Source organism: Arcicella rosea (assembly GCF_014204325.1).
Classification (GTDB): Bacteria; Bacteroidota; Bacteroidia; order Cytophagales; family Spirosomataceae; genus Arcicella; species Arcicella rosea_A.
In genome coordinates this window covers 118,785-145,315 of the sequence record NZ_JACHKT010000006.1, presented here as the reverse complement: position 1 = coordinate 145,315, position 26,531 = coordinate 118,785, and the positions used below count along the sequence as shown (strand labels likewise).

Sequence of the window (26,531 nt, the reverse complement as noted above, 5' to 3'; positions counted from 1 at the left end):
CAAAGTTCTATTAAATCAAACGCCAGAAAGTAGTCAGAATGTATGATGTTGTAGCCAAAACGGAGTAAAGTACAACTATCTCATCCACATCGGACTTTGTGCTACTACGTTTTGATGAATAGGACAATATTAGGCAAGACCACTACCTTATATTCAAGAGGCAAAGGAATTGTCGGGTTCTATATACTTTTCATCCTTACTTTACTGTTACCAGCTATGCTTTTGGTAGAGAATAAACAATGGGGGAAAGCCGATAATTATCAAGCCATTTTGCTGAATTTATTCAGAATCGTTACGGCTTTTACCATTGGGCATTCGCTTACTTTATTTTTCCAAAACAGTTTATTCTGTTGGTTTGTAGTATAATAGCTCTTAGCAAAATTTCGATAATGGCTCAAGATACAACCAACACAAAAATGCTCAGTGGCGGAAAGTTTGTCTTGTTTAATACCATGAATGAGATTGAATTCTATGCGAATCATCCTGTGCTACTTCATCAAGTCCCTTTCACAAATTTTGGCTTTGCTCAATTATCTTACAACAATACAAGGGGCCTTTTTAAGAAAACTCAAGAGCCAGAAAGTACTACCCAATTAGCTTTTTCATCTTTTGGCATTCGTGATGTAAAAAGACTAAGGGTTTCTGGAGGTTTTACTTATGAAAAAGAATGGCAATTTGGAGCTAGGTTAGCACATCGATACAATATTAACGACCCAAGCCCTTATTATCTGTTTGCTCAAAAACCAGGGAATTGGGATAAAGTAAATTATATTTTATCGGGTGATATTACTACAGATCTAAAAAATAACAAAGTAATAATTGGAGCTGGAGCAGATTACATTGCTCGTCAGAATTATCGTTCCACTGATCCTAGGCCACAAATCAATGTTTTTAGTTTTAAACCAAGAGTTTTTTTGGATATAAACTAACAGATTTATCGTATTTGGGGCTTACTTATAAATATGGTTATGGAAAGAATACCGTCGGAGCTCTAGTTGTCATGCTCCAGATTTATCATGGACGGACGGCAGAGAACGGTCAGTCGGTCATAACCATTTGAAAACTAAGCGAAATGCTCCATCACTCCAAAATATCTGGTATTTTAAGAAATACTTTTGGGATGGCAGAGCCGCTAGTTTAGAAGAACAAGCAATAGGGCCACTATTAGCTGAAGGCGAAATGAATGAAAACTTGGAACAACTACCCAATGAGCTTAACAAAATAAAAGGTTATCAAGCATACTTTAAAAAGGCTTTTGGAAAAGAAAGTATTAATAAAGAACAAATTTTGAAAGCTTTGGCTATTTATCAGCAAACCATAGTAAGTAGAAAAAGTCGATTTGATGATTTTGTAAAAGGCAACAGTCAGGCACTGAACGATAAAGAAGTAATGGGTTTACATCTTTTCCGTACCAAAGCACGTTGTATAAATTGTCATAATGGCCCTTTGTTTTCTGATAATCAATTCCATAACGTAGGACTCACCTATTACGGGCGTGAATATGAGGATTTAGGCCTTTACAATGTCAGTCATAAGGCAGAAGATATTGGCAAATTTAAAACTCCAATTTTGCGGGATGTCATCAGAACCCGTCCTTGGATGCACAATGGCTTATTTGATGATATTGAAGGAGTAATTACTATGTATAATAATGGAATGCCACAACCAAAACCCAAAGACGAAAAACAGCAAAAAGACCCATTGTTCCCCAAAACATCACCAATTATTAGAAAACTAAATTTAACAAAACAAGAACAGGAAGCTTTGGTCGCATTTTTGGGAGCTATTACTTCAGCTCCTTTCAGAGTACAAGCCCCTGAACTACCTCAGTAAAAGGTTAAATTATAGGTGTTAGGAAACAATCACCGAATAGAATGAGTTGTATAAGAGCAACTTACATTATATACTGTTTTTATTTCATATTTCTTATTTTGTCTTTTTGAATTGGCGAGTAATCAGTTTTTATTTGTCCATTTACTTGTATTTTGTCAAAGTAACATTTTACGCCAGTTGCAATATTCATATCTTCTAGGTTTTGAATGTGAAAATGTAAATGCGGTTCAGAAGAGTTTCCTGAATTTCCGCAAAGTCCCAGCATCTGCCCTTGTTTAACTTTTTGTCCTTGCTTCACAACTATTGAATGTTGCTTAAAATGAGCGAAAAACAAGTATTCGTTATTAATAGTCTTTATAATTACAGTATTCCCCGGAACATAAATTGGGTTTAACGTTCCGGGAAGATTATCTTTAATACCATCAACAACCAAGACAACTTCGCCATCGCAAGGTACAATTAGCTCTTTGCCAAAAGCGTAATAATCTTCATTAGTTTTTCCCTCAGTTTTGAATGTACTTCCTCTCTTGTCAGTAATAACTATGTCAAAGGCATTTTTTTGTGCTTTATTTTCTACGTGATAATTTAGTTCTTTTGTGTCACCACCCCAAATAACTGTCCATTCTTCATTAAAGGGTAGTATAAATTTGGAGGTATTCCTTTCAAGTTTTGGAAAGTAGTCTGCTCTGAATGGCTTAACAAGCAAACCGTTGATTTTAGCATTATTGTCAATAGAAATGTTTAATCCAAATAACGCTCTGTCAAAAGTTGTCTTGTAAGAAGCATAGCTTTGTTCATATTTTATAAACTCTCGTTTTGTTATATTTCCTGCCTGTTGCTTTAATCCAGTTAAAAAATCTTTTGTTTTGTCAAACGGTAATGCAGTTTGTAGTTCTGGTGAAAAATTTGCAAAAATTGCTTCAAAGTTGTCAGAATTATAGTTTACTTCAAAAGCATCTGCAACAGTTTTATAGGTTACTTTCTCTGTTTGTCCAAATGTGAAATTTGTCAAGAGTGTCAACATAAAAATCGTTAATATTCTTCTCATAAACTTTTTGTATTTGGGATTAGCTTGTAAAATGGCTCAGTACTAGCAGAGCTTTTGTGTTCTGAAGGGGCACTTGTTGAACTAAATCTAGACGAACGGCTAGACAAGCCGTCCACCGTGCCTTCATTAATGTTTGGCTTTCAGTTACCACAAAGGCTTAGTTATTGGTGACAGTTATTTTTTCATTAAGCTACTATTCATTATTATTTCTCTAATTTTAATTTCAAATTCATAGAATAAATCTATGTTCTCATTAGATTGATTTTCTAATACAACTACGTCCACGTCTGTTTTTGGAAAGTACACTTTAAATGATACAAAACCTGAACCGCCACCTGTGTGTCCTACATATTTGATTGGAGTTTTGTCACTTATTCTTATGCCATAACCGTAACCTATTTTTTCTTTTCCAAAAGCGTTATGTTGTGCAGTAATGCTATAAGTTGTCATTCGTTTATAGGTTTCTGGTTTTAGGATTTTTCCTTTGTGTAATAATTTGTCCCAAGTATTTAAGTCAATTACATTTGAGATTATTCCAGCCGCAGAAACCATGTCATTATTTTCAATTGGCTTTTCTACTATTGCAAAATTATTGTTTGTGTTACGATAACCTTGAACTCGATTTTGTTCTTTCCCTTGCTCGAAACAAAATGTGTTTTTCATTTTCAATGCTTTAAACAAGTCATTTGCTACATCAATATATCTTCTGCCAGTAACTTTTTCTATTATCTTTCCAAGCATTATATAAGTCGTGTTGCCATATTTAAAGTCAGAACTTGGTTTGAAAATCAAGGGTTTGTCAACATCAGTTATTCCAGCAGAGAAGTTCAATAAATGATGAATTGTAACAGTGTCTGCCCAAGTTTGGGGTAAGTCGGGTAAATATTTTCTAACTGGACTTTGTAAATCAATTTTCCCTTTTTCAACTTCTTTTAAAGTCAAAACAGCTGTAATTTGTTTACTGTTTGACATAATAATAAAATTGTCTTCGGTTTTTAAAGGAGTTTTGTTTTCCAAATTTGAATATCCAAACGCTTTCTTATATTTTGTTTTACCTTTTTGAGTAATCAAAATTACTCCGTTGAAACTTCTCGGATTTGTCATTTTGATTAAACTATCTATTTTGGAAGAATAATCGTCTTTTTCTTGTCCATAACTACTATTACTTATTAGAAGGATTGCTAAAAAAATGGTTAAAAGTCTGCATTTTTGTGTCATTAAAAATGTCTTTATTTTTTGTTGTATTGTTTTAATCAAGCGGTTTGTCATAATTGACACCAACTCGTAAATATACGCATGTTTGCTGTTTTTTCCCTAAAACGAAGTAATGGAATAGCTATAAACAAAGTAATTATCCCTTAATCTTGGCTATAACCTAGCACTATTCCCGTTCTAAAACCATACCTTTTTTAATCCTGACGTATCAACCCCAAACTAGTATTAAGATTTCCTAAGACCTAAAAGAGTGATTTAGAATTAGCTTTTGCTGATTTAGAACTTGTTCAAGCAGTAGGAGGAGTCAATCAACTTAAAAACAAATTGAATCCCCTCAGAGATAAATACGATTATATCTTAATTGACTGCCCACCAGCCTTAAATATCTTTACAAACTCTGCTTTGGTTGCTTCAAACGGTTGTCTGGTTACTTTACAGCCAGAGGTTTCTGCGATGAAAGGAATTAACAATTTGTTTGAACGAATATCACAAGTACGTGAACGAATTAATCCAGAGCTTGTAGTGGAAGGGATTGTATTAACAATGGTAGATAAGCGTTTAAAAGTACACAGAGACATGATTGAGTATGTGTATAAAACGCTAAGTAACTTCAGAATATACAAAACGGAGATTAGAAATAATGTTTCGGTAAAGGAATCTCAGATTTCACAAGTCAACATCTTTGATTATGATCAAAACTCAAATGGGGCAGTAGATTATATGAATTTGGCAAAAGAATTTTGTTCAAACGCATAAAACTTCTTAGAATACTATCATGGCAAAAAAATATATGGGCAGTCTTGGAACGGCCACAATCATTAAAGATCAAAGTCTTTTAAATCATGAAGCAATCAAACAACAGATTTATATCGTTGACGAACTTCGTGACCTTATTCCACCGCTCCAAGAAGAAGAATATTCACAACTAGAAAAAAATATTTTAGCTGAAGGCTGTAGAGAAGCTTTAATGGTTTGGGAAACTACCAAAAATATTATTGATAATACTACTTCAGATAACGCAACTGTCTATGTTTTGGTAGATGGACACAACCGTTACGGAATTTGCCAAAAGCATCAAATCAATTTTAAAATCCACCTTATTTCTTTTGACTCATTAAAAGACGCAAAGGAATATATGATTGATAATCAATTAGGTAGAAGAAATTTAATTCCTGAACAGGCTTCTTATTTAAGAGGTATTCGATATAATACAGAGAAGCTCGAAAAGGGTAAATATTCTCGTGAAGAGCATAAAGGTCAAAATGTCCCTTATGCTCCAGAAGTCAAAAAAGAAGCTACTTCCCTTAAACTTGCTAAGCAATATAACGTTAGTGAAAAGACGATAAAAAGAGATGCTGAATTTGCAGAAGGTATCGACCTACTGGCTCCTAGTCTCAAAAAAGATATTTTATCAGGAAAAGTAAAAGCTAAGAAATCTTCAATTCAACAACTTGCCAAACTTGACAATGTAAATCAAAAATCTATTGCATCATTAGAAGAAGTATCTAATCTTTTAGGAGAACAAGGTCAAGTGGATTCACCAAGCAACTCAGATGATATTGATGAACTGACAATAATTAAGAAAAAGATTCAAGGAATCGTTGATAAATTATCAATAAACCCTAATCCTACTCTTTGCGATGAATTAATCAAAGCCTCGGAGGCACTTAAAAAGTTATTATAACAAATTTAGGGATGGTTTATTCTTATGTTATTCCAATACTTTTAGTTATCAATTAGTCAAAAAAATGGCTTATTATAACAAATTTAGGGTAAATATTACGCTTAGAAACACCCTTTGAAAGCTATCCTATAACAAATTTAGGGTTGGCGAGCTATTTATCTATAACAAAAATAGGGAAGAAACTAATTGATTGATTTTTATTGACAATTATACCAAATTTAGGGCTATTAAGTTTTGAGAGCTCTAAAAGATGATAAGCAAATATTATAAAATAGGATATTTCACTAAATGAATACTAAAAGTTATACAAAAAAATAAAAAAATCAGCAAGCTGCTGTTTTGAGTATTTTACTTTTTCTTTTATGTTTTTTATGTATTTTCAGGCTTTGTAACTACTTTAAAATCAATGGATTACAGCTTTTATTATAACAGATTTAGGGTTTATTATAACAAGTTTAGGGTTTTCTATAACTTTTTTAGGGAATAACTATAACAGATTTAGGGTTTTCTATAACCTTTTTAGGGTTAACTATAACAGATTTAGGTATATTTACAGGATATAATTTAATATTGCGCATGAAAAAAAAGGATAACAGCAAAGATGGATCACAATCAGTTAAATTGGTAAGAAAATCTAACAACCTTGTAGAAGGCAAATATCGATTTGATATTTGGGAAATGCGTGTTTTCACTAAAATGCTAACCCTTATCTTACCTAATGATGAAGATTTTAAAGAATATAGGATTTATTTAAAAGATGTAATAGAAGACTTTAACTTAACGACCGATAAACAAGCCTACAATTTATTGAAAGGCGGCGCAGTTAAGTTAATGAAAAAGGAAATTAAAATCGTAAGGGATACAGATGAAGGAGAAAAAGAGTTTTTGACGCATATTGCTGTGGGTTTAGATAGCTTCACCAGTAAAAGTCAGGGGAGTTATATAGATATTTCTTTTCATCCCAAAATGAAACCTTTTCTTTTGCAGTTGCAAACGCAATTCTTGATGTACGATGTTCGTAATATTTTACAGTTACAAAGCTCTTTCTCTGTACGTATTTACGAATTATTAAAGCAATATGAACGTATTGGGAAACGAACATTTACTCTTACAGAACTGAAGGATACATTGGCTGTGGCAGACAAGTATCCGTTGTATGCCAATTTCAAACAAAGGGTTATTCTAAAAGCACAAGAAGATTTAGAGAATTACACCGATATTAAATTCACTTTTGAAGAAGATAAACGAGGAAAAGCTGTCCATTCCATTGTTTTTTATATACTATCCAATAAAACAGTTGTTGATGAAAGGAAGCTTCCTGAAACAGTAGAGGAAATAGTGCCTGTTACTAATCAACAAGAACAAGAAGAGATAACATCAAAAGAAATACATAGTTTGATAGAACATTTTCAAGGGGTTAATATTAAAACGGTGAATGAGTGGTTAGAAAAATATCCACCTAAATATGTTATAGAAAGAATAGAAACTCTCAAGAAGTATCAAAAGGAGGGAAGAGTTATTAAAAATCCAATGGGTTATTTACAAAAATTGATGCTTCAAGACGTTCTTTTTATTCCTCAAAAGCAAGAAACGAAAATTCCAAAAACTGATACGAAGCAACAAGAAAACATAAAAGTAATAATTAAGAGAAAAGAGAAAGAACTAGAAAGTTTGAGAATTGATTACTATGAAAATCAAAATAGATTAGTGAAAGATTTTTTTATCAAAAACCCAGATATTCAGGAAAAAATCATAGAAGGATTAACTTTTGGAGCAGAATATAATAAGCAACTTAGTCTTGAAGCTAATTTAGCTAGGGCTTCATTTATTGCGGTATTAAACACAAAAGTAAGAGAACTGTATCCAACCATATTTAAGGAGCTTGATGAACCATTTGTGAGACAAGAGAATAGCCTCAAACAAGAACTTAGAACATTAGGGTGGATAGGGTAGAGGTTTTTTATGCTCATTATTCAACATCCTAGAAAAATGAACACTTTAATCAATTTATATCTGATTAATATGGCGTTAGAATCATATCAAACGCTTTTAAATTAAATAAAGGTAACTATTCATCAAGCTCTACCAAACTTTGGCGGTAAATTCAGAGATTATCTGCAAACCTAAAAAAAAGAATTTCAGAACCAGAAAGCTCCTCTAAGCGAAACTGGGGAATATACTGAAGTTTGTTAATGAGTACCCAGACTTAAATAATATATTGCAAGTACAGAATAAAAGATGCTTATACTAGTCAAAATAGATTGGAGATACAGGAGTTTTCTTTCATAATATCTCTATAAAATAAAAGTGAAAAGTTAAACTAAATATTAATTAAGAGTAGATAAGTATTCAGAAGTTTTTAATTAAACCTATAAGGATTTATATAATTAACTAATAATAAGAGATTTAACTTCAAATCCTTATAGGTTTATATTCTCAATTAATTTATCCTTAGTACTTAGGCATAGGTAAATGACAACATATTGCTAGCTTGAAAATATTGACAAATATTCATTAATACTAAACAAAAGTTTAATATATTTGCACAATGAATGTCATCATGTTAAAAATAATTAATGTGATAGTCATTTTTTAGGTTCATAAAAGTTTAGGTATTATGTTAAAACAATTGACAAAAAAAATCTTTCAAATATTCTTATTTATTGTTTTATCTCAAACTACTTTTTCTCAAAGTAAAATTGAACACGTTATATTGATTGGAGTAGATGGCTTGGGAGCTTACGCATTCAAGAATACTCGTGTACCCAATTTAAGGAAGTTGATGAGTAAAGGTACTTGGACTATGCAAGCACGTTCGGTTTTGCCTTCGTCGAGTGCTCCCAATTGGGCTTCAATGGTAATGGGTGTTGGCCCAGAATTGCATGGTTATACTACTTGGGGTAGCCAAAAACCAGATTTGCCAGCACGGGTATTAGATGAATACGGGATGTTTCCAAATGTGTATAGTTTATTGCGAAAAGGCAAACCATCAAGCGAAATCGGTGTAATATATGAATGGGACGGAATAGGATTTTTGTTTCCAAAACAAGCAGTTGATAAAGATCAAAATTGTGATGGAGATAGTGCTACTGCATCGGCAGCTGTAAGTTATATCAAAGAGAAAAAACCTAATTTCTTGTTTGTTCACTTTAATGAAGTTGACCACGTAGGGCATTCTATCGGTCATAATACGCCAGCATATTATCAATCGGTAGAAACAATAGATACCTATTTAGGAACAATTATCCAGAGTATCAAAGATGCTGGTATTGCCGAGAAAACGGTGATAATCTTTACTGCCGACCATGGTGGTATCAACAAAAATCATGGGTCTATTTCGATGCAGGAAATGCAAATACCATGGATTATTGCTGGTCCAGGTATCAAAACTAATCATGAAGTGACTGAAAGTGTAATGACATTCGACACTGCAGCAACCATTGCAAAACTTTTTAAATTAAAGCAACCGCAAGTATGGATTGGTAAACCCGTCGTAGATGCTTTTAAATAAAACATCCCAAAGCAGTTAATATATTAAAACAAGTTCATGTCTATCAAAATCATGATAGATTATTAAAAACTAAATCAATTCCATAATTATGAGTGCAATAAAACTAGTAGTGTTTGATATGGCTGGTACAACCGTCCAAGACCAACATGAAGTAGAAATTTGTTTTATAAAAGCAGCCTCTCAAACAGGGCTAACAGTAAGTCCTGAAAGAGTATTAGCTTTACAAGGCTATTCCAAAAGATACGTATTTGAGCTTCTTTGGTCGGAACAATTAACCGACCCTGTTGAGATACAGTGCAAAGTAGATGAATCGTATCAGACATTCTGCGAAATCCTTGAAAATCATTACCTCGAAAACCCTGTTTATCCAACAGAGGGGTGTTTAGAAATTTTTTCTATTCTTCGAGAAAAAAAAATCAATATTGCCCTAACAACAGGCTTTTATCGAAAAGTAGCCGATATAATATTGGGAAAATTAGGTTGGTTGGAAGGACTTAATGACCAATATATTACTAATGGGAATAGCTTAATTGATGCTTCTATTACCCCTGATGTAGTAAAAAATGGTCGTCCAGAACCTGATATGATTCAGTATGCGATGCAAATATTTGGCATTACTGACCCCAAACAAGTTATTAATATTGGCGATACTCCTTCTGATTTATTATCTGGTATAAAAGCAGATGTAAAGTATTCGTTTGGCGTAACCAACGGTACGCACTCAGAAGCTCAGTTGAGTCCTTATCAGAATCATGGCTTATTGCCTAATATTGCGGCTATTAAAAAATATTTGAACTAAACCTCAGAACTTATTTAACTATTTATACGTCATGACAAAATATGATTTAATTGTTGTTGGAGCGGGTAATCTCGGAACATTCCATGCTTTTCATGCTTTGAAAGCAGGCAAAAAAGTCTTGATGCTTGAAAAAGACGCAGCACCTATAGAGGCTACCGTTCGTAATTTTGGACAAGTAGTTCCTTCTGGGCAAGCCCTTGATACTTGGTTTGAATATGGCCGTACTTCTTTAGATATTTATGGACATATTCAACAACGTACAGATATTTCGGCTCGTCCAAATGGTTCGTATTACCTAGCCTCTGATGATGACGAATTACAATTGTTGGAAGAAGCTAAACAACTTTTTCAGGAAAGAGATTACCAAGCCCATTTACTAACATCAACAGTTTGTATTGAGAAAATACCATCCTTAAAAAATTCTTATTGCAAAGGCGGTTTATTTTTTCCTCAAGAATTTTCGGTAGAGCCTCGTTTAATGGTAAACCGAGTTCGTAACTTACTGATACAAGAATATGGAATGGAGTATCTCAACAACACAACTGTAATAGATTGTGCTGTAAATCAAGGGATTTGTGAGGTTGTTAGTGCTAAGGGAGAAAAGTTTTTTGCCGAAAAAGTAGCCATTTGTAACGGGCGAGATTTTAAAGCATTATATCCCGAACTGTTTGAAAATAGCGATTTAAGTATTTGTAAGCTCAATATGATGTCCACTGTTCCAATGCCAGAAGTAGAGCTTCGTGGCAATATACTTTCGGGATTAAGTATTCGTCGATACGACAGTTTCAAATCTTGTGCTTCTTATCCAACCATTAAGCTACCCGAATCTTTGGAGGAATACCAAAAATGGGGTATTCATATTCTTTTCAAACAGGCTATTGATGGGAGCATCATTATCGGTGATTCGCACGAATACGCTTCTGTACAACAAGCCGCCGATTTAGATTTTAGTATTAACATGACTATCAATGACTTGATTCTCAAAGAAGCACAACGAATGATAGATTTACCAACGTGGGAAATACAACAATACTGGGCAGGTTATTATTCCCAAACAAAAGATGGGGGAATATACGAACATGATATAGATAAAAAAATCTTCATTGCTACAGGTATTGGAGGAAAAGGCATGACGACTTCTCCAGGATTTGCACAAAAAAGAGTTAAAGAAATATTTGGGTAATTTTAAAAAACGAAGTAAATAATAGGCGAATTAATGGGTTTTACTCTTTGGTTTTTTATAAAAAGACAACACATATTCGCCTTCAATTTACATTTTCAGTTCTACGCTTATTATATCATTTTCTTCTTAATTAGTAGCTCTATCGTAATTAGCTTCCTAAAAGCTATGAGTTTACACATCACATTCTTTTTTATTCAAACGATACATTAAATTATTATTAATTTAATGTAAAAATAAACAATAGTTTAGTATTTATAAACTATTGGGTTACTATATTTGTATTATATTCAATTTTTTATTTACTAATTAGAAATGCGTTCAGGTAAAATTTTAGTATTTAATGGAGCTAATGAGAAAATGAAGCTTATCGAAAGAGAGCTTCCTCCAATAGGATCTGAGGAAATTCTGGTGAAGAATTTATATACAACTATTTGTGGGAGCGATCTTCACACCTTTTGTGGACTAAGGCATGAAAAGACACCAAGTGTACTTGGGCATGAAATTGTAGGTGAAGTCATAGAAATAGGGACGGAACATTCTAATCATGATTATATTGGTAATTTATTACAAAAAGGAGATAGAGTTACTTGGAGTATTTTTTCGTCAGATCCCCTTTCAATGGAGGCACAGAGAGGAATGCCCCAAAAATCGTCTGGATTGTTTAAGTATGGTCATGCCCAAGTTACTGATAATGATGCCTTTCATGGAGGATTAGCGGATTATTGTATCTTAAAGAGAAACACAGCTATTATAAAAGTTCCTTCAAATATACCTTTGAGCGTTGCGGCAACGATTAATTGTTCTGTAGCAACTGTTGCTGGGGCTTTGCGACTTGCTGGTGATTTAAAATCAAAGCGAGTGCTAATTACAGGATTAGGTTTGCTCGGTATTGTGTGTGTAGCCATGTGTAAGGATGCAGGAGCAGCAAAAATATTTACTGCAGATATAAATGCAGAAAGATTAAATCAATCCTTAGATTTTGGTGCTGATGAAACATACATGTTTCAACAAGGAAATCTTGAAGGAGATTCAGCATTACTTAACAAATATTCAAATAATATAGATGTTGTGTTTGATATGAGTGGGGCCGCTGAAGCTATGGAGGCTGGTCTAGTAGCACTAGGAGTAGGAGGGATAGCAATTTGGATTGGTGCCGTTTTCCATTCACGTAATTTGAAGATTAATGCAGAGCAAATCGTAAGAAAACTAATTACTATTAAGGGGTTGCATAACTATAATTATGAAGATCTTGTTTATGCTGTTGATTTTATGGAACGTAATTACTTACATTTTCCCTTTGAAAAAATAATTGGTAAAGAGTTTTCCTTAGCTCAGGGACAAAAAGCATTTGAATATGCTGTCGATCACAAACCCTTGAGAGTAGGTATTCGTTTAAACAACTAAAAGAACAAAAATATGCCCAATTTATTTCGCAAACAGCAATGGAAAATGTTGATATTAACAATGGTTTGCTATTTGTTTTTTTATACTGGTCGACACAACTTTGGTTGGGCTGCGCATGGAATGGCAGAACATTTTAAAGTTCCTTTTACAACCATTGGCTGGATTAGTTTTTCGATGTTGTTGGGTTACGCTATTGGACAGCTTGTAAGTGGTAATCTTGCAGATCGTTATAGTGCAAGAATTATGATGCCTTTGGGAGCTTATTTGTCAATCGCTGCCAATGTGGCTATTAGTTTTGCTAATTCGATAGAATGGGTTTTTGTCTTATGGGCTTTAAATGGTTTTTTTCAGTCAATGGCTTGGGCTCCAGGTGGTAAACTGATTTCAAATTGGTGGAGTAACGATGAAAAAGGCAAAGCATTTAGCTTTTATACAATGGCGGCAGGAGTTTCGTCGGTGGTTACTTATCTTATTTCTATTTTTATTTTACAAGAAGATCTTGAATGGAGAATACTTTTCCGCTTGCCAGTATTACTTTTATTTGTAACAGCTACCTTATTTTTAATTTTTGCTAGAGACAAACCTTCAGAGCTAGGGTTCCTTGATTTAGAAGATAACTTTGTAAAACATTCACAGGAAGATAAATGGCTTGACCGTTATAAAGACATTTTTAGAAATAAGGGTTTTTTAATTGTTATGCTTTCATTTGCATTTGAAAGTATGGCAAGATATGGGTTTATTTTTTGGGTGCCAGTACACTATTTAGGAAATAATTGGAAACAGAATCAGCAATCGTTATGGATGACTTTTTTGTTACCTGTCGGAATGTCTATTGGAGCATTTTCATTTGGTGTACTTTCAGACACAATATTCAGAGGAAACAGAATCGCATCTATTCGCTTTGGAATGCTGATGAGTATGCTTGTAGCATTAGTTATTTATGTGGCTCCAATAAATAACTTAATGCTACAAGGATTAATGATGTTGTTTGCTGGTTTTTTTGTCTATGGACCTCAGAGTAACTTTTGGACTTTATGCCCAGAGATGCTTGGAAGTGAACGAACAGGTACTGGAATTGGATTGATGAATATGACTGGCTATTTATTTGCTGCCCTTGGGGAGCCCATTCTTGGAAAACTGATAGATATTACCGGTAATACAGCTCATATTTTTTTACTAATAGCTTTGATGTGTTTACTTTCCTCTTTAATTATTTCTTTAAGATCACAAAAAAGTATATGATTAGCTACTTTGAGCAAAGAAATAAATTACAAAAAGCTGGCATGTAGTGTCTGAAATATTCCTCGGTAGATGAGGTAATCTACCATCGAAAAACATTGAATCTCCTTCTTTAAGTAAAAGAGATTGATCATTTATTCTATATTCTGTTTGACCTTTTATGACATAAACAAACTCATAAGCATCAGTAGTGACTTCTTCACGGTAAGAGTCGCTACTAAGCTCTAAAAGAACAAAATCTATTGTACTTGAAGGAAGATTACGCATCATAATACGCTTGTAACTAAAACCTATAGCATCTTCTTTCTCAAAAGTAGTATAGTCAGATTTGCGGTTAACTAAAATTGTTGGTTCAAGAAGACCAAGCCCTTGAAAAAACTCGCTTACTTCAATTTCGAGTGATTGAATAATACCAAACATTACAGAGAGAGAGGGAATTGTTCGCCCATTTTCTATTTGGGAAACTAAGCCTTTACTGACTCCTGATTTGTCTGCTAACTCCTGTAATGTCATTCTTTTATCAAGCCTTTGTTGTTTTATGCGGCGGCCAACCTCTAAAATAAATAATGCTTCCATAAGTACAATATTACCGATTTTTGCTCATTTATCTCAAAAAATTAAGCTAAAAATCTTTTATAAGGATGCTTCCAGTTTTATAGATACCCCTTTCTTTGCTTCAATTATATTTTTTATATATATAACATAAATTATTTTATAAAAAGTTTACATATATTAAACAAAAGTTTATTAAGTTTGTACTGATAATTTTAGCGGTGATGTTTAATTTTCATAAACTAGCTTGTTAAGTTTATTCGCCCTGCAGGTGCAAATTCTTTCATATTCAATTTATCTCTTTTTAACTTTTAAAATATCGGTCTGAGTTATGAACACTTTTACCCGGATTAATAATCTTCGCCCAACAAAATGGCGATTGATTACGTTGTCCAGCTTATTAGCTGTAACGTTTTTCCTATGCTATTGCCCGATTGTGGCTATTGGCTCTCCTTTGGGAAACAAAATGTCATCTGCTATTTTCAAAGATAAAAGCCTTCGAGGTAGAGTCTTGGATGAAAATGATAAACCATTAGCAGGTGCAAATATCAAAGTAGATGGAAGTATGGTAGGAACAGTTTCGGATGCTGGTGGATACTTTACTTTATCAGTTCCGGAAAATTCAAAGCTGATAGTATCTTACATCGGCTACCAATCACAAATTATTGAGATTGGAAGACAGTCGAATATTACAGTGAGATTGTTGTCGGAAGATAAAAATATTGATGAAGTTATCGTAGTCGGTTTCGGTGCTCAAAAGAAAATAAATCTAACGGGTTCAGTTGATGCCATCAGTTCAAGACAACTTGAAAATCGTCCCATCAATAACGTAGCCTCTGGTTTACAGGGACTTATTCCCAACTTGAACATCGCTAACCCAAGTGGTCGCCCAAGTTCAGCTCCAAGTTTTAATATCAGAGGTATTACAAGTATCAATGGTGGAGACCCACTTGTTCTGGTAGATAACGTACCATTTACGGTAGCTGAGGTTTCAAGAATTAACTTCAATGATATTGAGAGCGTTACGGTTTTGAAAGATGCCTCTTCGGCAGCTATTTATGGTGCAAGAGCTGCATTTGGTGTAGTGCTAATTACAACCAAGACCCCACAAGGCAATAAAATGAATGTTACCGTAAATTCAAATGTAGGATTTAGAACAATCGGAAAAATGCCTGAATTGGTTACTGACCCTTATCAGGTAATGATCAATAAGCATCAATCGGCAGTACCTCTTTATAACTTATATCCAGATGCTTTAAGAGTATATGCGAAAAAGCGTTCAGAAGATTTATCACTACCTTCGGTAATTATCGACCCAACTACTCCAGCCAACTGGGCTTATTATGGCAATACTAACTGGATTCAAGAAGCCTACCAACAATCAGCTCCAACTTATAACTCAAATATTGCTATTTCAAAAAGAGCAGAGAGTTTAAGCTACTACTTTTCAGCCGATTATTATCAACAAGACGGTCTTTTGAAGTATGGAAATGATGTTTACAAAAGGTATAATATCCGTGGTAAAGTAGATTTGAACGTAACAAAATGGCTATCATTTACCAATAATACTCAGCTTTCGTTTACGAATTATGATTCTCCTGTGTTTATTGATGGCAATTTCTTCTGGAATGTAAATAGAACAAACTCTTTGGATGTTCCACGAAATCCTGATGGTTCTTGGACGAGTGCAGGAGCAGGATTATTAGGGAGATTACAAGATGGAGGACGTTCAAGGTCATCAATCACTGAATTACAAAGTAGTTTTGGCGCTAAAGCAACGGTAATAAAAGGGATTTTCGACATCAAAGGAGAGGCTACTTTCAGACGTGGAGCCAGCTTAGTCCGATCGTTTGATATACCTATTCCTTACAGAACAGGCCCTAATAACCCTATTTTGAATACAGGTTCAACCACAAGCTGGGCTCAGAATACTAATGGAAATACTGATTATACAGTATTCAATATCTATGGTGATTTGCATAAATCATTCGGAAAGCATTCTATTCAAGCATTGGCTGGTTTCAACCAAGAGTATAGAAAAAGTATTACATCTAATATTAGTAGAAATAACATTATATCTACTACGTTACCTTCAATTGGTTTAAGTACAGGAACAATGAGTTCTTCAGAGTCTATAAATGATTGGGCTGTAAGAGGCTTATTCTACCGTTTGGGCTATGATTACAAGGATAAGTATTTGTTAGAATTGAATGGTCGATATGACGGAACATCTCGTTTCCCAGAAGGTAAAAGATGGGGTTTCTTCCCGTCTGTATCTGCTGGATGGGTTGTATCAGACGAAGAATTTATTCGTAGTATCAATTCAAATAACTTTATTAATTTGTTGAAACTAAGAGGTTCTTATGGAATATTGGGTAACCAAGCTTCAGTGGGTGAATATGATTATATTCCAAGTATGGCATCGTCTCAAGTTTCACAAATTTTAGGCACAACTCGCCCTCAGACTGTAAATGCTCCTGGTGCTGTTTCTGGTAATTTTTCTTGGGAAAATATTGCGACTGTCAACCTTGGTGTGGATTTAGCTTTTATGAGTAATCGTCTGCAAGTGAATTTTGATAAGTTTACTCGTTATACTAATGATATGCTTATTCCGGGAAAGACGTTGCCAGCCGTTTTTGGAACAAATGTACCTAGAGAGAATGCAGGAGACTTAAAAACGACAGGTTGGGAGTTCCGTCTTGGTTGGAGAGATCAATTCAACTTAGGGAAATCGCCGTTCCAGTATAATTTAGCGTTTAACTTAGCCGATAGCCGCAGTTATATCACACGTTTTGATAACCCAAGTAAATTATTGAATCAATATTACGAAGGACAAGAAATAGGCGAGATTTGGGGAGCTGATATTATTGGGTATTTCCAAAACCAAGAACAACTCAAAAATAGCCCTGACCAGAAAGCGATGGGAGCAGCCGAGCAATCGTACCAATTCTTTGTGGGTGATCCAATTTTTGCCGATAGAAATGGTGATGGCATTGTAAACAAGGGGCTAAGAACTGTAAATGACCCAGGCGATTTGTATAAAATTGGTAATAGTCGCCCAAGATATACTTTTGGGATGGATATGGGTGCTTCTTGGAAAGGTTTTGACCTACGTGTATTTATGCAAGGAGTAGGTAAGCGTGACTGGTATCCAGATGCTTCTAACGTGTATTTCTGGGGAGTATTTGCCCAACCTTGGACAAACGTTACGGTACAAAACTTAGATCATTGGACACCTGAAAATCCAAACGCATATTTCCCTGCCATTCGTGCTTATACAGCAGAGAACTCTGGAGAACAATTGTCATTGCCTAACAAAAAGTATATGCAAAATGCTGCTTATATGAGAGTCAAAAATATTACACTTGGTTACACGCTACCAGCTTCAATATTGAAAAAGGCTAAGATTGATAAAGTAAGGTTGTTTGTAAGCACAGAAAATATTTTCGAAATATCTTATACCAAAGTGAAATTTGACCCTGAAGCATTAGGTAGTGGTAGTGCCGGTAACGCAGTGTATCCTTTTCAGCGTACTTATGCTTTTGGATTAAATCTAAACTTCTAATTTTAGCACTTTCGATAATGAAAAATCTTAAAATTTCTTTACTCTTTTTATTGTCTTTATGCGTAGCTTGTAAAGACGATTTCCTCGACCGTAAGCCACAAACGGCTATTACAGAGGATACTTTTTTTGCAAATGTTGCCGATTTAGAAACCTATACCAATGGTTTTTATGGCTCGATTGGCCCACGTTGGGACGATATTTATTCAGATAATCTTTCAGTTCATACGGGAGGGAGTGATACTGAAAACTTAGTTCGTGGCTCACTAAACCCTGCTACGGTAGGAGGTTGGAACTCTTGGGGTACTGTACGTCGTATCAATTTTTTCCTTACTCGTGCAGGAAGGGCTTCTGGCGATCCGTCACTCATCAAACACTATATTGGCGTTGGGAGATTCTTTAGAGCAATGGTTTACTACGACATGGTAAAAAGATATGGCGATGTGCCTTGGTACTCAGCAATGCTTGCTTCAAATGATGAGGAACAGCTCTATAAGGCTAAAGACCCTCGTACTGTAGTGGTAGATTCAATCATGAACGATTTAGAATATGCTTCTGCCAATATTTTACCATCAAGAACCAACAATACCATGGTTACAAAATGGGCTGCCTTGACATTATTGGCTCGTACTTCTTTACACGAAGGTACTTATCGTTTGTATCATGATGAATTAAATTTGAAAAGTACTTCAACAAGATTCCTTACTCGTGCTGCAAGTGCAGCCCAAGAGGTGATGGAAAAAGGTGGCTTTTCATTGACTAACACAGGAAATAGTGCAGTAGATTTTAGAACCCTTTTTTCAAGTAACAACCTATCGGCTAATAAAGAGGTTATTATGCTCAGAAAGAATAGCAAAGAAGAGGGAATTACTAATAATACGCACGTTGTATTAGACTGGCAATGGGCTTTGAGCCAAGATTTAGCAAACGATTTCTTAAACAATGATGGAACAACATTTACTTCAAAAAGCAATTACGATAAATTGGGTTTTGTAGAATCTTTTGCCAATCGTGACCCTAGATTATCTGAAACTATTATGCCTCCAGGGTTTACAACTGTTCCCGGAACAAATCCTTACTTACCTAAGCCAAGTTTCGGTGGATATTTGCAAGTAAAATTCTATCCACGTGACCCAGCTTTGCGTGGTGGATTTGGACTAAATTATACAGACCTTCCTATTTTCCGTTTAGCTGAACCATTATTAGTTTATGCAGAGGCAAAAGCAGAATTAGGACAGCTAACTCAAGGAGATTTGGATAGAACAGTAAACCTTCTTCGTAAAAGAGTTGGAATGCCAGACTTGAATCTGAGCAATGCCAACGCTAATCCCGACTCATATTTGGCCAATAAATATCCTAATGTAAGTGGCAGTAACAAAGGGGTTATTTTAGAAATCAGACGTGAAAGAAGAGTTGAATTGGCTTGCGAAGGATTCCGTTTTGATGATATATATCGTTGGAAAGTAGGAAAGTTATTGGCTAAGGCTTCTAATGGAATGTATGTAAAACAATTAGGAGGAATAGATGTAACTGGTGATGGAAAAGAAGATATTGCTATTTTGGAAGCTCCAGGTAAAGAAGAACCTTTGGCAACTTTACCAGCAGATATTAAAAGTAAAATTGTAAAATATTACCTTTCTGATGGAAGTTTTTATTTGAGTAATGGTACTTATGGAAATATCGTTTTCACGAAAGACAAAAATCAACCTCGTGATTTTAACGAAAGTAAATACTACTATTTCCCGATTCCACAACAACAGATTATTTTAAACAAAAACTTAACTCAACCAGCAGGTTGGTAAAATAATGAAAAGAAGAGATTTTCTTGTTAGTAGCTCTTTGGCAGCAACAACTATTGGGGCTACTACTAAAGAGGCACAGGCAAATCAAAGTTTGCGTTCCAAAGCTAAACCAATATTGACGATTGGTCATATTACAGACGTTCATATTCGTCGTAGAGATAATGCTCCTGAGCGTTTTCAGAAATGCTTGAAGGAAGTAATGACACATAAAGTAGATTTTTTCCTCAATAGTGGTGACTCTATTTTTGCGGCAGATTATAGCGACGTTACTCGTGAAAAAATGCTCGATCAATGGAGTGCATGGGACGAAAGTATCAAAGTAATTGATAAATACGAGTTGCATAGCTGTGTTGGCAATCATGACCCTTGGTGGCATGCTCCATCCAAAGAAGATGAAATGTATGGAGTAAATTATGCTGCCAAACGCTTGGGAATGCCACATCGCTATTACAGCTTTTCAAAGAAAAACTGGCATTTCTTTATTTTAGACGGTAATAACAAAGGTGTTTCGTTAGATCCAGAGCAAATGGCATGGCTCGAAAAAGGCTTAGAAGCAGTACCTACTGGTCATTTTGCTTTACTAATGTCGCATTTTCCTATTCTTTCGGTAACAGGAGCATGGGCAGGTGGCACGCACAGCGACAATGTAATTTTGAGAAAGCTTTTCTATAAACATAAAGAAAAAGTAAAGGTCTGTTTATCAGGACACCAGCATTTACTTGACAGCAATGTTTTTAATGGCGTTCAATATTTCTGTAATGGAGCGATGAGTGGATTTTGGTGGGAAAAAGGCGATGAACATTCTGCCAAACCTTATTATTACCAAGAAACAGCCCCAGGCTATGCAATTCTGAAGCTATATGAAGATGGTACTTTAGAGAACCATTATCACGAGCATCATTATTAAAATTGGGTATTGGACTAATTTTTCCAATGCCTCAACAATTGGGCGAATTAGTGTTTATCTAATTTGCCCATTAAATCAATCGTTATGTTGAATTTATTCAATAAAAAACTTTTTCAAGTATTGTTACTATTGTTTTTGTACCAATTGAGCTTTGCTCAGAAAAAGGTAGAACACGTAATTCTGATAGGCGTTGATGGTTTGGGAGCTTATGCTTTCAAAAGTGTCAATGCACCTAATTTACGAAAACTCATGCAAGAAGGCTCTTGGACGATGCAAACCCGCTCAGTATTGCCATCGTCAAGTGCTCCCAATTGGGCTTCAATGGTCATGGGTGCAGGGCCAGAGTTACATGGCTATACCACTTGGGGAAGTAAAAAACCCGATTTACCTGCCAGATTATTAGACGAATACGGAATGTTTCCTACGGTGTATAGTTTGTTACGAAAAGCAAAACCAACTAGCGAAATTGGTGTAGTTTACGAATGGAACGGAATAGGGTATTTGTTTCCGAAACAAGCAGTAAACAAAGACCAGAATTGTGATGGTGATGTGGCTACAACCAATGCGGCAGTAAGTTACATCAAAGAAAAGAAACCCAATTTTCTGTTTATTCATTTGCACGATGTTGATAGCGTTGGACATACCGTTGGACACGCTACGCCAGAGTATTACCAGTCTGTAGAGAGAACAGATACCCATATAGGTACTATTCTGAAAAGTATTCAAGATGCGGGTATTGCTGACAAAACTGTCATAATTTTTACAGCAGATCACGGTGGAATCAATAAAGGACACGGTTCTATTTCGATGCAAGAAATGCAAATTCCTTGGATTATTGCAGGTGCTGGTATTCGTGCAAACCATGAAATTACTGAAAGTGTAATGACTTTTGATACAGCCGCAACCATTGCTATGCTTTTTAAACTAAAAACGCCACAAGTTTGGATTGGGCGACCAGTCAAAACAGCGTTTAAATAGGTTATGAGTAAGGTAATTATGTTATAAGTCTAAAATGGCTACTCTGTTTTAAGTTTGTTGAGATTCAATAAGTGCGAATCTTGCTAAAACTTAAAACAGAGTAGTCGTTTTTTAAATTTTATAGAACAACATTAGTTATAATCATTTGCCGACAGACATGAAAATGTAGATAAGGGGAATGATTTTTTATCATGTCTAATAATTTATTAGAATCATTCAAAATAAAAGGAAAGTGTTTAATCCTTTCTAAGATTAGCTTATTTTATTACTAACAATCACCATATTTTATAAGGATGATTGTCGAAACAAAACATTTATGAATCATTTAAAAGTATCCACTCCGGGTAGGATTTGCCTGTTTGGAGAACATCAGGACTATTTAGGTTTGCCAGTAATTGCGGCAGGAATTTCAAAGCGAGTAAGTATTACAGGCACACGAAGAAAGGATAACGTTGTTTATATATCAATGCCTGATATAGACAAAGAAGAGTTTTTTGAAATAAAACCTGAATTGCCATATATACTTGAGCGTGATTATTTTAGAAGTGTAATGAATGTATTACAACGCTTGGGCTATCAATTTTCGACAGGATTTGACATCGTTGTTCGTGGCGATATTCCAATTAATTCTGGAACATCAAGTTCATCAGCCTTAATGGTTACTTGGGTGAATTTTTTGATCAGAATGGCCGAAAATCCTATTACTCCAACAGCCACATTAATGGCGCAATTAGCTTATCAAGCAGAAGTATTGGAGTTTTCAGAACCAGGAGGCATGATGGATCAATATTCCACAGCATTAGGGGATATTATTTATCTTGAAAGTAAACCCAAGATTCGGATAAAAACGTATGCCCCACAATTGGGAACATTCGTATTAGGAGATTCTCAAGAACCAAAAGATACCATTAATATACTTAAACACGTAAAATATGGTATGTTAGGCATCATCAATAAAATCAAAAGTATTGAACCCAATTTTGATTTATCAAAATCGACACAATTCAGTGCTAATAAGTTTAAGGATTTACTTTCTTCAGAGGAAATGTTATTGTTGAAAGGAAATCTTTCGGATAGAGATATTTTATCAGAAGCCAAAGAAATGCTGGAGAAAAATCAAGTAAATGCCATTCGTTTTGGGGAATTATTGAACCTGCACCAAGCGAATTTACGTGATGCAAAAAAGATTTCGACACCAAAAATCAATCGAATGATTGATGCTTCTTTGAAAGCAGGAGCTTTAGGAGCTAAAATCAATGGATCAGGAGGTGGTGGCTGTATGTTTGCATACGCTCCGAACAATCCAGAAGCCGTAGCAGAAGCCATCGAAAAAGAAGGAGGAAAAGCCTATATCATCGAAATAGGAGAGGGTACACGGATTGAAAAATAGCGTGTTTTATATTGTAAGTTTCTGTTAAACAGTGTTTTAAGTTTGTAAATTATTATCCAATTATGAAAAAGAGAATATTAATACTGGCAGGTGGCGTGGCTTCTCGCATGAAAAAAGTTGCTGAAAATGTTGAAGTAGCACAAGAATTAATAGAGCAAGCTGATACTTTAACCAAAGGAATGATAGGACTAGGAAAAGCTGGAAAATCATTGATTGATTATCAGCTTTTTAATGCTCATTTAGCAGGATTTGAGGAGATTTTATTACTGCTACATCCGAATGATGATTTTACCCAAGCATATTATGAAACCCAAATGCTTAATAATGATACTTGGGGATTGAAGATTTCTTTTGCAAGACAATATATAGACTCTGACAGAGAAAAACCAGCAGGAACAGCCGATGCGGTATATCAAGCATTAAGCCAACATTCAGACTGGCAAAAAGGACAAATATTGATATTGAATAGTGATAATTTGTATTCTCAAAAAGCAATGGAAGCACTCTGGAGTTGTCCTGCCAATAACGCTCTCATTAGCTATAATAGAGATTTCCTTGAATTTCCTCCTGAAAGAATTAAAGCATTTGCAGTTATCCGAACAAGTGAAGGAAACTATTTAGAGTCAATTATCGAGAAACCGAGCGAAGGAATCATTGAACATCTTTTAAAAGAGACAGGAAGAGTAGGAGTGAGTATGAACGCATTTATGGTAAACACAGAACAGTTATTACCATTCCTGAAAGTAACACCATTTCATCCAGTACGTAATGAAAAAGAGTTGCCGACTTCTATCAGTATGATGGTTTTTCAAGATACTAAAGCGGTTAAATGTATTCCATTAGATGAAAATGTACCAGATTTAACCAGTAAACATGATTTAGCTACTGTTCAGGAATATTTAAGAAAAAATTATCAATTTTAATGACACTTATAAAATCTATATCAGGAATTAGAGGAACAATTGGAGGAAAAGTAGGAGAGGGGCTTACTCCTAATGATATTGTTCAATTTGTAGCTTCTTTTGGTTTTTGGTTGAAGCAAAAAAATAATCAAAGTCGCAAAATTATAATTGGTCGAGATGCTCGTGTTTCTGGAGAAATTATTAGCCAAATAGTAAGCGGAACGCTTCGGTCGATGGGTTTAGATGTGGTAGATGTTGGACTTTCGACGACACCAACCGTTGAAATGGCTGTAGTGGCAGAAAATGCAATTGGTGGAATTATCCTTACGGCTAGTCATAATCCAATGGAATGGAATGCACTAAAGCTATTGAACGAAAAGGGGGAATTTATTTCATCAAAAGCAATTAGTGAAGTATTATCAATAGCCGATTCAAATGCTTTTGAATATACAGAAATTAATAGTTTGGGTTCTTATGTGAGCAATAATAATGCTTTAAACGAGCATATTGATGCTATTCTTTCTTTGCCCTTAGTTGACGTTGAAGCGATTCGCAGTCAAAACTTTAAAGTGCTGGTAGATGCTGTGAATTCATCAGGAGGAATTGCAGTAAGTCTTTTATTAGCACAACTTGGCGTAGAAAGTATTGAACTAATAAATGGTGAACCAACAGGAATTTTTGCACATAACCCTGAACCACTCACTGAAAACTTAGGAGAGTTACAAGCAAAAATGCAGGCAGGAGGTTTTGATATTGGAATCGCTGTTGACCCTGATGTTGATAGACTGGTGTTGATGTGCGAAAATGGAGAACCTTTTAACGAAGAATATACTCTTGTTGCCGTAGCTGATTATGTATTAAGTAAAGAAAAAGGTAATACGGTTTCAAATTTGTCATCTACCAAAGCACTTAAAGATATTACTGAAAAGTACGGAGCAACCTATACGTCATCTGCAGTAGGCGAAGTAAATGTTGTAGAACAAATGAAAGCAACAAATGCCATTATCGGTGGAGAAGGTAATGGAGGAATCATTTACCCAGCTTTACATTATGGACGTGATGCTTTGGTGGGAATAGCCTTGCTGCTAAGTCATTTATCAACAAGTAATATTACTTTGTCGGCTTTAAAGAAAAGCTATCCTGTTTATGAAATGTTTAAGCACAAAATAAACTTATCAGAAGAAATCAGTTTAGAAACTATTTTAGAAAGGATTAAAGATAAGTATCAGGATTTTACTTTAATTACGATTGATGGAATTAAAATAGAAATGCCAGAAGCTTGGGTGCATTTAAGGAAATCGAACACAGAAGCCATCATTCGTATTTATGCTGAAGCTCGAACGTATGAAGAAGCCAAAAGAATAGCACTTGAAGTGTGTGATTTATTGGCATAAATAAAAATTATGAAAATATTAGTAACAGGAGGAGCTGGATTTATAGGCTCTCATACCATTATAGAATTAGCAAATGCTGGTTTTGAATCAATTATTATTGATAATTTTAGTAATTCTGACATTTCGGTAATCAAAGGATTAGAACAAATCTTAGGATTCCCAGTGAAATATTATCAAGAAGACTGTAACAATTCAGAGATACTTGAACAGATAATTATTAATGAAAAAATTGAAGGTGTGATACACTTTGCCGCTTTTAAGGCTGTCGGGGAATCAGTAGAAAAACCTTTAGACTATTATAGAAATAATGTTACTTCAACGCTTACTTTATTAGATGTAATGCTCAAGACAGGCGTAACAAATTTTGTTTTTTCGTCTTCATGTACTGTTTATGGTCAGCCAGAAACTATTCCAGTAACAGAACTTACACCACGCCAACAAGCGACGTCTCCTTATGGTAATACAAAAGTAATCTGTGAAGATATTATTAGAGATACAGTTGCTTCAAAAGTAGCTTTGAAAGCCATTGCATTACGTTATTTTAATCCTGTTGGTGCTCATCCTTCTGGTCTTATTGGTGAATTGCCACGTGGAGTACCGAGTAATCTAGTACCATTTGTTACACAAACTGCTGTTGGTATTCGTAAAAAGTTGACTATTTATGGTAATGATTACGATACGCCAGATGGGACTTGTATCAGAGATTTTATTCATGTTGTAGATTTAGCCAAAGCCCACGTAGCAGCGTTAACATTCTTGAAAGAACAGGATAGTACTTCATCTTACGATGTATATAATATTGGTACTGGTAAAGGAAATACTGTTTTAGAACTTATTAATTTGTTCGAAAAGGTGAGTGGGCAACAGCTAAATTATGTAATCGGGGAAAGACGTGCTGGTGATATTGAAAAGATTTTTGGGAATGTAGATAAAGCATCAACAATCTTAAAATGGAAAAGCCAAAAAACGCTAGAAGAAAGTATAATCGATGCGTGGAGATGGCAGTTAAAATTATGTAGCGATGATATCGTTTAATAAAATTTAGTTTGCTGGAGAAGATTCTTATTTACTCGAATTTTTCCAAAATTTTTAAGTAGAAAAGCTGTAAGTAAGGAGTGATTGTGCTGA

21 protein-coding genes and 1 pseudogene are annotated in these 26,531 nt (G+C 34.7%); 19 read left to right on the top strand and 3 right to left on the bottom strand.

Features of this window, described 5'->3' with window-relative positions; all coding sequences use genetic code 11:
* The first annotated feature begins 114 nt into the window (after positions 1–114).
* Genes HNP25_RS06025 through HNP25_RS06015 form a run of 3 tightly spaced genes read left to right on the top strand, consistent with a single transcriptional unit; the run spans position 115 to position 1,833 of the window.
* Entirely contained in the window at positions 115–366 is a 252-nt protein-coding gene (locus tag HNP25_RS06025; RefSeq protein WP_184131840.1) for a HupE/UreJ family protein, read from the top strand.
* A 23-nt stretch (positions 367–389) separates the two neighbouring features.
* Positions 390–929 carry a DUF6850 family outer membrane beta-barrel protein gene (locus HNP25_RS06020; protein WP_184131838.1) on the top strand — a complete coding sequence of 180 codons (540 nt, stop codon included), beginning with the start codon at positions 390–392 and terminating at the stop codon, positions 927–929.
* A 31-nt stretch (positions 930–960) separates the two neighbouring features.
* Complete coding sequence (locus tag HNP25_RS06015; protein ID WP_184132037.1) at positions 961–1,833, top strand: cytochrome-c peroxidase; 873 nt, start codon at positions 961–963, stop codon at positions 1,831–1,833.
* A 79-nt stretch (positions 1,834–1,912) separates the two neighbouring features.
* On the opposite strand, the gene HNP25_RS06010 is transcribed toward HNP25_RS06015, so the two are convergent.
* Together HNP25_RS06010 and HNP25_RS06005 are read right to left on the bottom strand one after the other, a co-directional pair.
* Entirely contained in the window at positions 1,913–2,881 is a 969-nt protein-coding gene (locus HNP25_RS06010) for a DUF3887 domain-containing protein (RefSeq protein WP_184131835.1), read from the bottom strand.
* A gap of 174 nt (positions 2,882–3,055) precedes the next feature.
* Positions 3,056–3,952, bottom strand: a complete 897-nt coding sequence (locus HNP25_RS06005) for a serine hydrolase domain-containing protein (protein ID WP_221432417.1) — start codon at positions 3,950–3,952, stop codon at positions 3,056–3,058.
* Positions 3,953–4,357: 405 nt separating this feature from the next.
* Here HNP25_RS06005 and HNP25_RS06000 point away from each other — a divergent pair.
* The 8 genes and pseudogenes from HNP25_RS06000 to HNP25_RS05965 all read left to right on the top strand — a co-directional run.
* Positions 4,358–4,852, top strand: a pseudogene (locus HNP25_RS06000) (ParA family protein); the annotation flags it as partial.
* Between the two features lie 19 nt (positions 4,853–4,871).
* Positions 4,872–5,780 (top strand): ParB N-terminal domain-containing protein, encoded by a 909-nt coding sequence (locus HNP25_RS05995; protein WP_184131829.1) that lies wholly within the window; start codon positions 4,872–4,874, stop codon positions 5,778–5,780.
* 576 nt (positions 5,781–6,356) lie between these two features.
* Positions 6,357–7,733 carry a replication initiation protein gene (locus HNP25_RS05990; RefSeq protein WP_184131826.1) on the top strand — a complete coding sequence of 459 codons (1,377 nt, stop codon included), beginning with the start codon at positions 6,357–6,359 and terminating at the stop codon, positions 7,731–7,733.
* A 664-nt stretch (positions 7,734–8,397) separates the two neighbouring features.
* The gene (locus HNP25_RS05985) at positions 8,398–9,291 is read left to right on the top strand and encodes an alkaline phosphatase family protein (protein ID WP_184131823.1); all 894 of its coding nucleotides are present in this window, start codon (positions 8,398–8,400) and stop codon (positions 9,289–9,291) included.
* 88 nt (positions 9,292–9,379) lie between these two features.
* Entirely contained in the window at positions 9,380–10,090 is a 711-nt protein-coding gene (locus tag HNP25_RS05980; protein WP_184131820.1) for an HAD family hydrolase, read from the top strand.
* Between the two features lie 31 nt (positions 10,091–10,121).
* Positions 10,122–11,273, top strand: coding sequence for a TIGR03364 family FAD-dependent oxidoreductase (locus HNP25_RS05975; RefSeq protein WP_184131817.1), 1,152 nt, complete (start codon positions 10,122–10,124; stop codon positions 11,271–11,273).
* Positions 11,274–11,585: 312 nt separating this feature from the next.
* Positions 11,586–12,677 (top strand): zinc-binding dehydrogenase, encoded by a 1,092-nt coding sequence (locus tag HNP25_RS05970; protein WP_184131814.1) that lies wholly within the window; start codon positions 11,586–11,588, stop codon positions 12,675–12,677.
* A gap of 12 nt (positions 12,678–12,689) precedes the next feature.
* The gene (locus HNP25_RS05965; RefSeq protein ID WP_184131811.1) at positions 12,690–13,919 is read left to right on the top strand and encodes an MFS transporter; all 1,230 of its coding nucleotides are present in this window, start codon (positions 12,690–12,692) and stop codon (positions 13,917–13,919) included.
* Here HNP25_RS05965 and HNP25_RS05960 read toward each other — a convergent pair whose 3' ends face one another.
* Positions 13,920–14,492 carry a helix-turn-helix domain-containing protein gene (locus tag HNP25_RS05960; RefSeq protein WP_184131809.1) on the bottom strand — a complete coding sequence of 191 codons (573 nt, stop codon included), beginning with the start codon at positions 14,490–14,492 and terminating at the stop codon, positions 13,920–13,922.
* A 307-nt stretch (positions 14,493–14,799) separates the two neighbouring features.
* On the opposite strand from HNP25_RS05960, the gene HNP25_RS05955 reads away from it, so the two are divergent.
* The 8 genes from HNP25_RS05955 (at position 14,800) to galE (ending at position 26,438) form a co-directional block, all read left to right on the top strand.
* Positions 14,800–18,033, top strand: coding sequence for a SusC/RagA family TonB-linked outer membrane protein (locus tag HNP25_RS05955; protein ID WP_221432416.1), 3,234 nt, complete (start codon positions 14,800–14,802; stop codon positions 18,031–18,033).
* Between the two features lie 17 nt (positions 18,034–18,050).
* Positions 18,051–19,832, top strand: coding sequence for a RagB/SusD family nutrient uptake outer membrane protein (locus tag HNP25_RS05950; protein ID WP_184131806.1), 1,782 nt, complete (start codon positions 18,051–18,053; stop codon positions 19,830–19,832).
* Positions 19,833–19,836: 4 nt separating this feature from the next.
* The gene (locus tag HNP25_RS05945) at positions 19,837–20,739 is read left to right on the top strand and encodes a metallophosphoesterase family protein (protein WP_184131803.1); all 903 of its coding nucleotides are present in this window, start codon (positions 19,837–19,839) and stop codon (positions 20,737–20,739) included.
* Positions 20,740–20,823: 84 nt separating this feature from the next.
* Complete coding sequence (locus HNP25_RS05940) at positions 20,824–21,717, top strand: alkaline phosphatase family protein (RefSeq protein WP_184131800.1); 894 nt, start codon at positions 20,824–20,826, stop codon at positions 21,715–21,717.
* A 316-nt stretch (positions 21,718–22,033) separates the two neighbouring features.
* On the top strand, positions 22,034–23,107 hold the full coding sequence (locus HNP25_RS05935) for a GHMP family kinase ATP-binding protein (RefSeq protein WP_184131797.1): 1,074 nt from the start codon (positions 22,034–22,036) through the stop codon (positions 23,105–23,107).
* Between the two features lie 62 nt (positions 23,108–23,169).
* On the top strand, positions 23,170–24,030 hold the full coding sequence (locus HNP25_RS05930; protein ID WP_184131794.1) for a sugar phosphate nucleotidyltransferase: 861 nt from the start codon (positions 23,170–23,172) through the stop codon (positions 24,028–24,030).
* Positions 24,030–25,403, top strand: a complete 1,374-nt coding sequence (gene glmM / locus HNP25_RS05925; protein ID WP_184131791.1) for a phosphoglucosamine mutase — start codon at positions 24,030–24,032, stop codon at positions 25,401–25,403. The genes HNP25_RS05930 and glmM overlap by 1 nt, the downstream gene beginning before the upstream one ends.
* Positions 25,404–25,412: 9 nt before the next feature.
* Positions 25,413–26,438: a UDP-glucose 4-epimerase GalE gene (galE, locus tag HNP25_RS05920; RefSeq protein WP_184131788.1), complete on the top strand. Its 1,026-nt coding sequence runs from the start codon at positions 25,413–25,415 to the stop codon at positions 26,436–26,438.
* Positions 26,439–26,531: the final 93 nt, after the last annotated feature.

What these genes read in the sequence shown, in the direction of transcription:
- HNP25_RS06025 (WP_184131840.1), top strand. Translation starts at nt 115, where the DNA reads ATGAATAGGACAATATTAGGCAAGACCACTACCTTATATTCAAGAGGC.
- HNP25_RS06020 (WP_184131838.1), top strand. Translation starts at nt 390, where the DNA reads ATGGCTCAAGATACAACCAACACAAAAATGCTCAGTGGCGGAAAGTTT.
- HNP25_RS06010 (WP_184131835.1), bottom strand. Translation starts at nt 2,881, where the DNA reads ATGAGAAGAATATTAACGATTTTTATGTTGACACTCTTGACAAATTTC.
- HNP25_RS05995 (WP_184131829.1), top strand. Translation starts at nt 4,872, where the DNA reads ATGGCAAAAAAATATATGGGCAGTCTTGGAACGGCCACAATCATTAAA.
- HNP25_RS05990 (WP_184131826.1), top strand. Translation starts at nt 6,357, where the DNA reads ATGAAAAAAAAGGATAACAGCAAAGATGGATCACAATCAGTTAAATTG.
- HNP25_RS05985 (WP_184131823.1), top strand. Translation starts at nt 8,398, where the DNA reads ATGTTAAAACAATTGACAAAAAAAATCTTTCAAATATTCTTATTTATT.
- HNP25_RS05980 (WP_184131820.1), top strand. Translation starts at nt 9,380, where the DNA reads ATGAGTGCAATAAAACTAGTAGTGTTTGATATGGCTGGTACAACCGTC.
- HNP25_RS05975 (WP_184131817.1), top strand. Translation starts at nt 10,122, where the DNA reads ATGACAAAATATGATTTAATTGTTGTTGGAGCGGGTAATCTCGGAACA.
- HNP25_RS05970 (WP_184131814.1), top strand. Translation starts at nt 11,586, where the DNA reads ATGCGTTCAGGTAAAATTTTAGTATTTAATGGAGCTAATGAGAAAATG.
- HNP25_RS05965 (WP_184131811.1), top strand. Translation starts at nt 12,690, where the DNA reads ATGCCCAATTTATTTCGCAAACAGCAATGGAAAATGTTGATATTAACA.
- HNP25_RS05960 (WP_184131809.1), bottom strand. Translation starts at nt 14,492, where the DNA reads ATGGAAGCATTATTTATTTTAGAGGTTGGCCGCCGCATAAAACAACAA.
- HNP25_RS05955 (WP_221432416.1), top strand. Translation starts at nt 14,800, where the DNA reads ATGAACACTTTTACCCGGATTAATAATCTTCGCCCAACAAAATGGCGA.
- HNP25_RS05950 (WP_184131806.1), top strand. Translation starts at nt 18,051, where the DNA reads ATGAAAAATCTTAAAATTTCTTTACTCTTTTTATTGTCTTTATGCGTA.
- HNP25_RS05945 (WP_184131803.1), top strand. Translation starts at nt 19,837, where the DNA reads ATGAAAAGAAGAGATTTTCTTGTTAGTAGCTCTTTGGCAGCAACAACT.
- HNP25_RS05940 (WP_184131800.1), top strand. Translation starts at nt 20,824, where the DNA reads ATGTTGAATTTATTCAATAAAAAACTTTTTCAAGTATTGTTACTATTG.
- HNP25_RS05935 (WP_184131797.1), top strand. Translation starts at nt 22,034, where the DNA reads ATGAATCATTTAAAAGTATCCACTCCGGGTAGGATTTGCCTGTTTGGA.
- HNP25_RS05930 (WP_184131794.1), top strand. Translation starts at nt 23,170, where the DNA reads ATGAAAAAGAGAATATTAATACTGGCAGGTGGCGTGGCTTCTCGCATG.
- glmM (WP_184131791.1), top strand. Translation starts at nt 24,030, where the DNA reads ATGACACTTATAAAATCTATATCAGGAATTAGAGGAACAATTGGAGGA.
- galE (WP_184131788.1), top strand. Translation starts at nt 25,413, where the DNA reads ATGAAAATATTAGTAACAGGAGGAGCTGGATTTATAGGCTCTCATACC.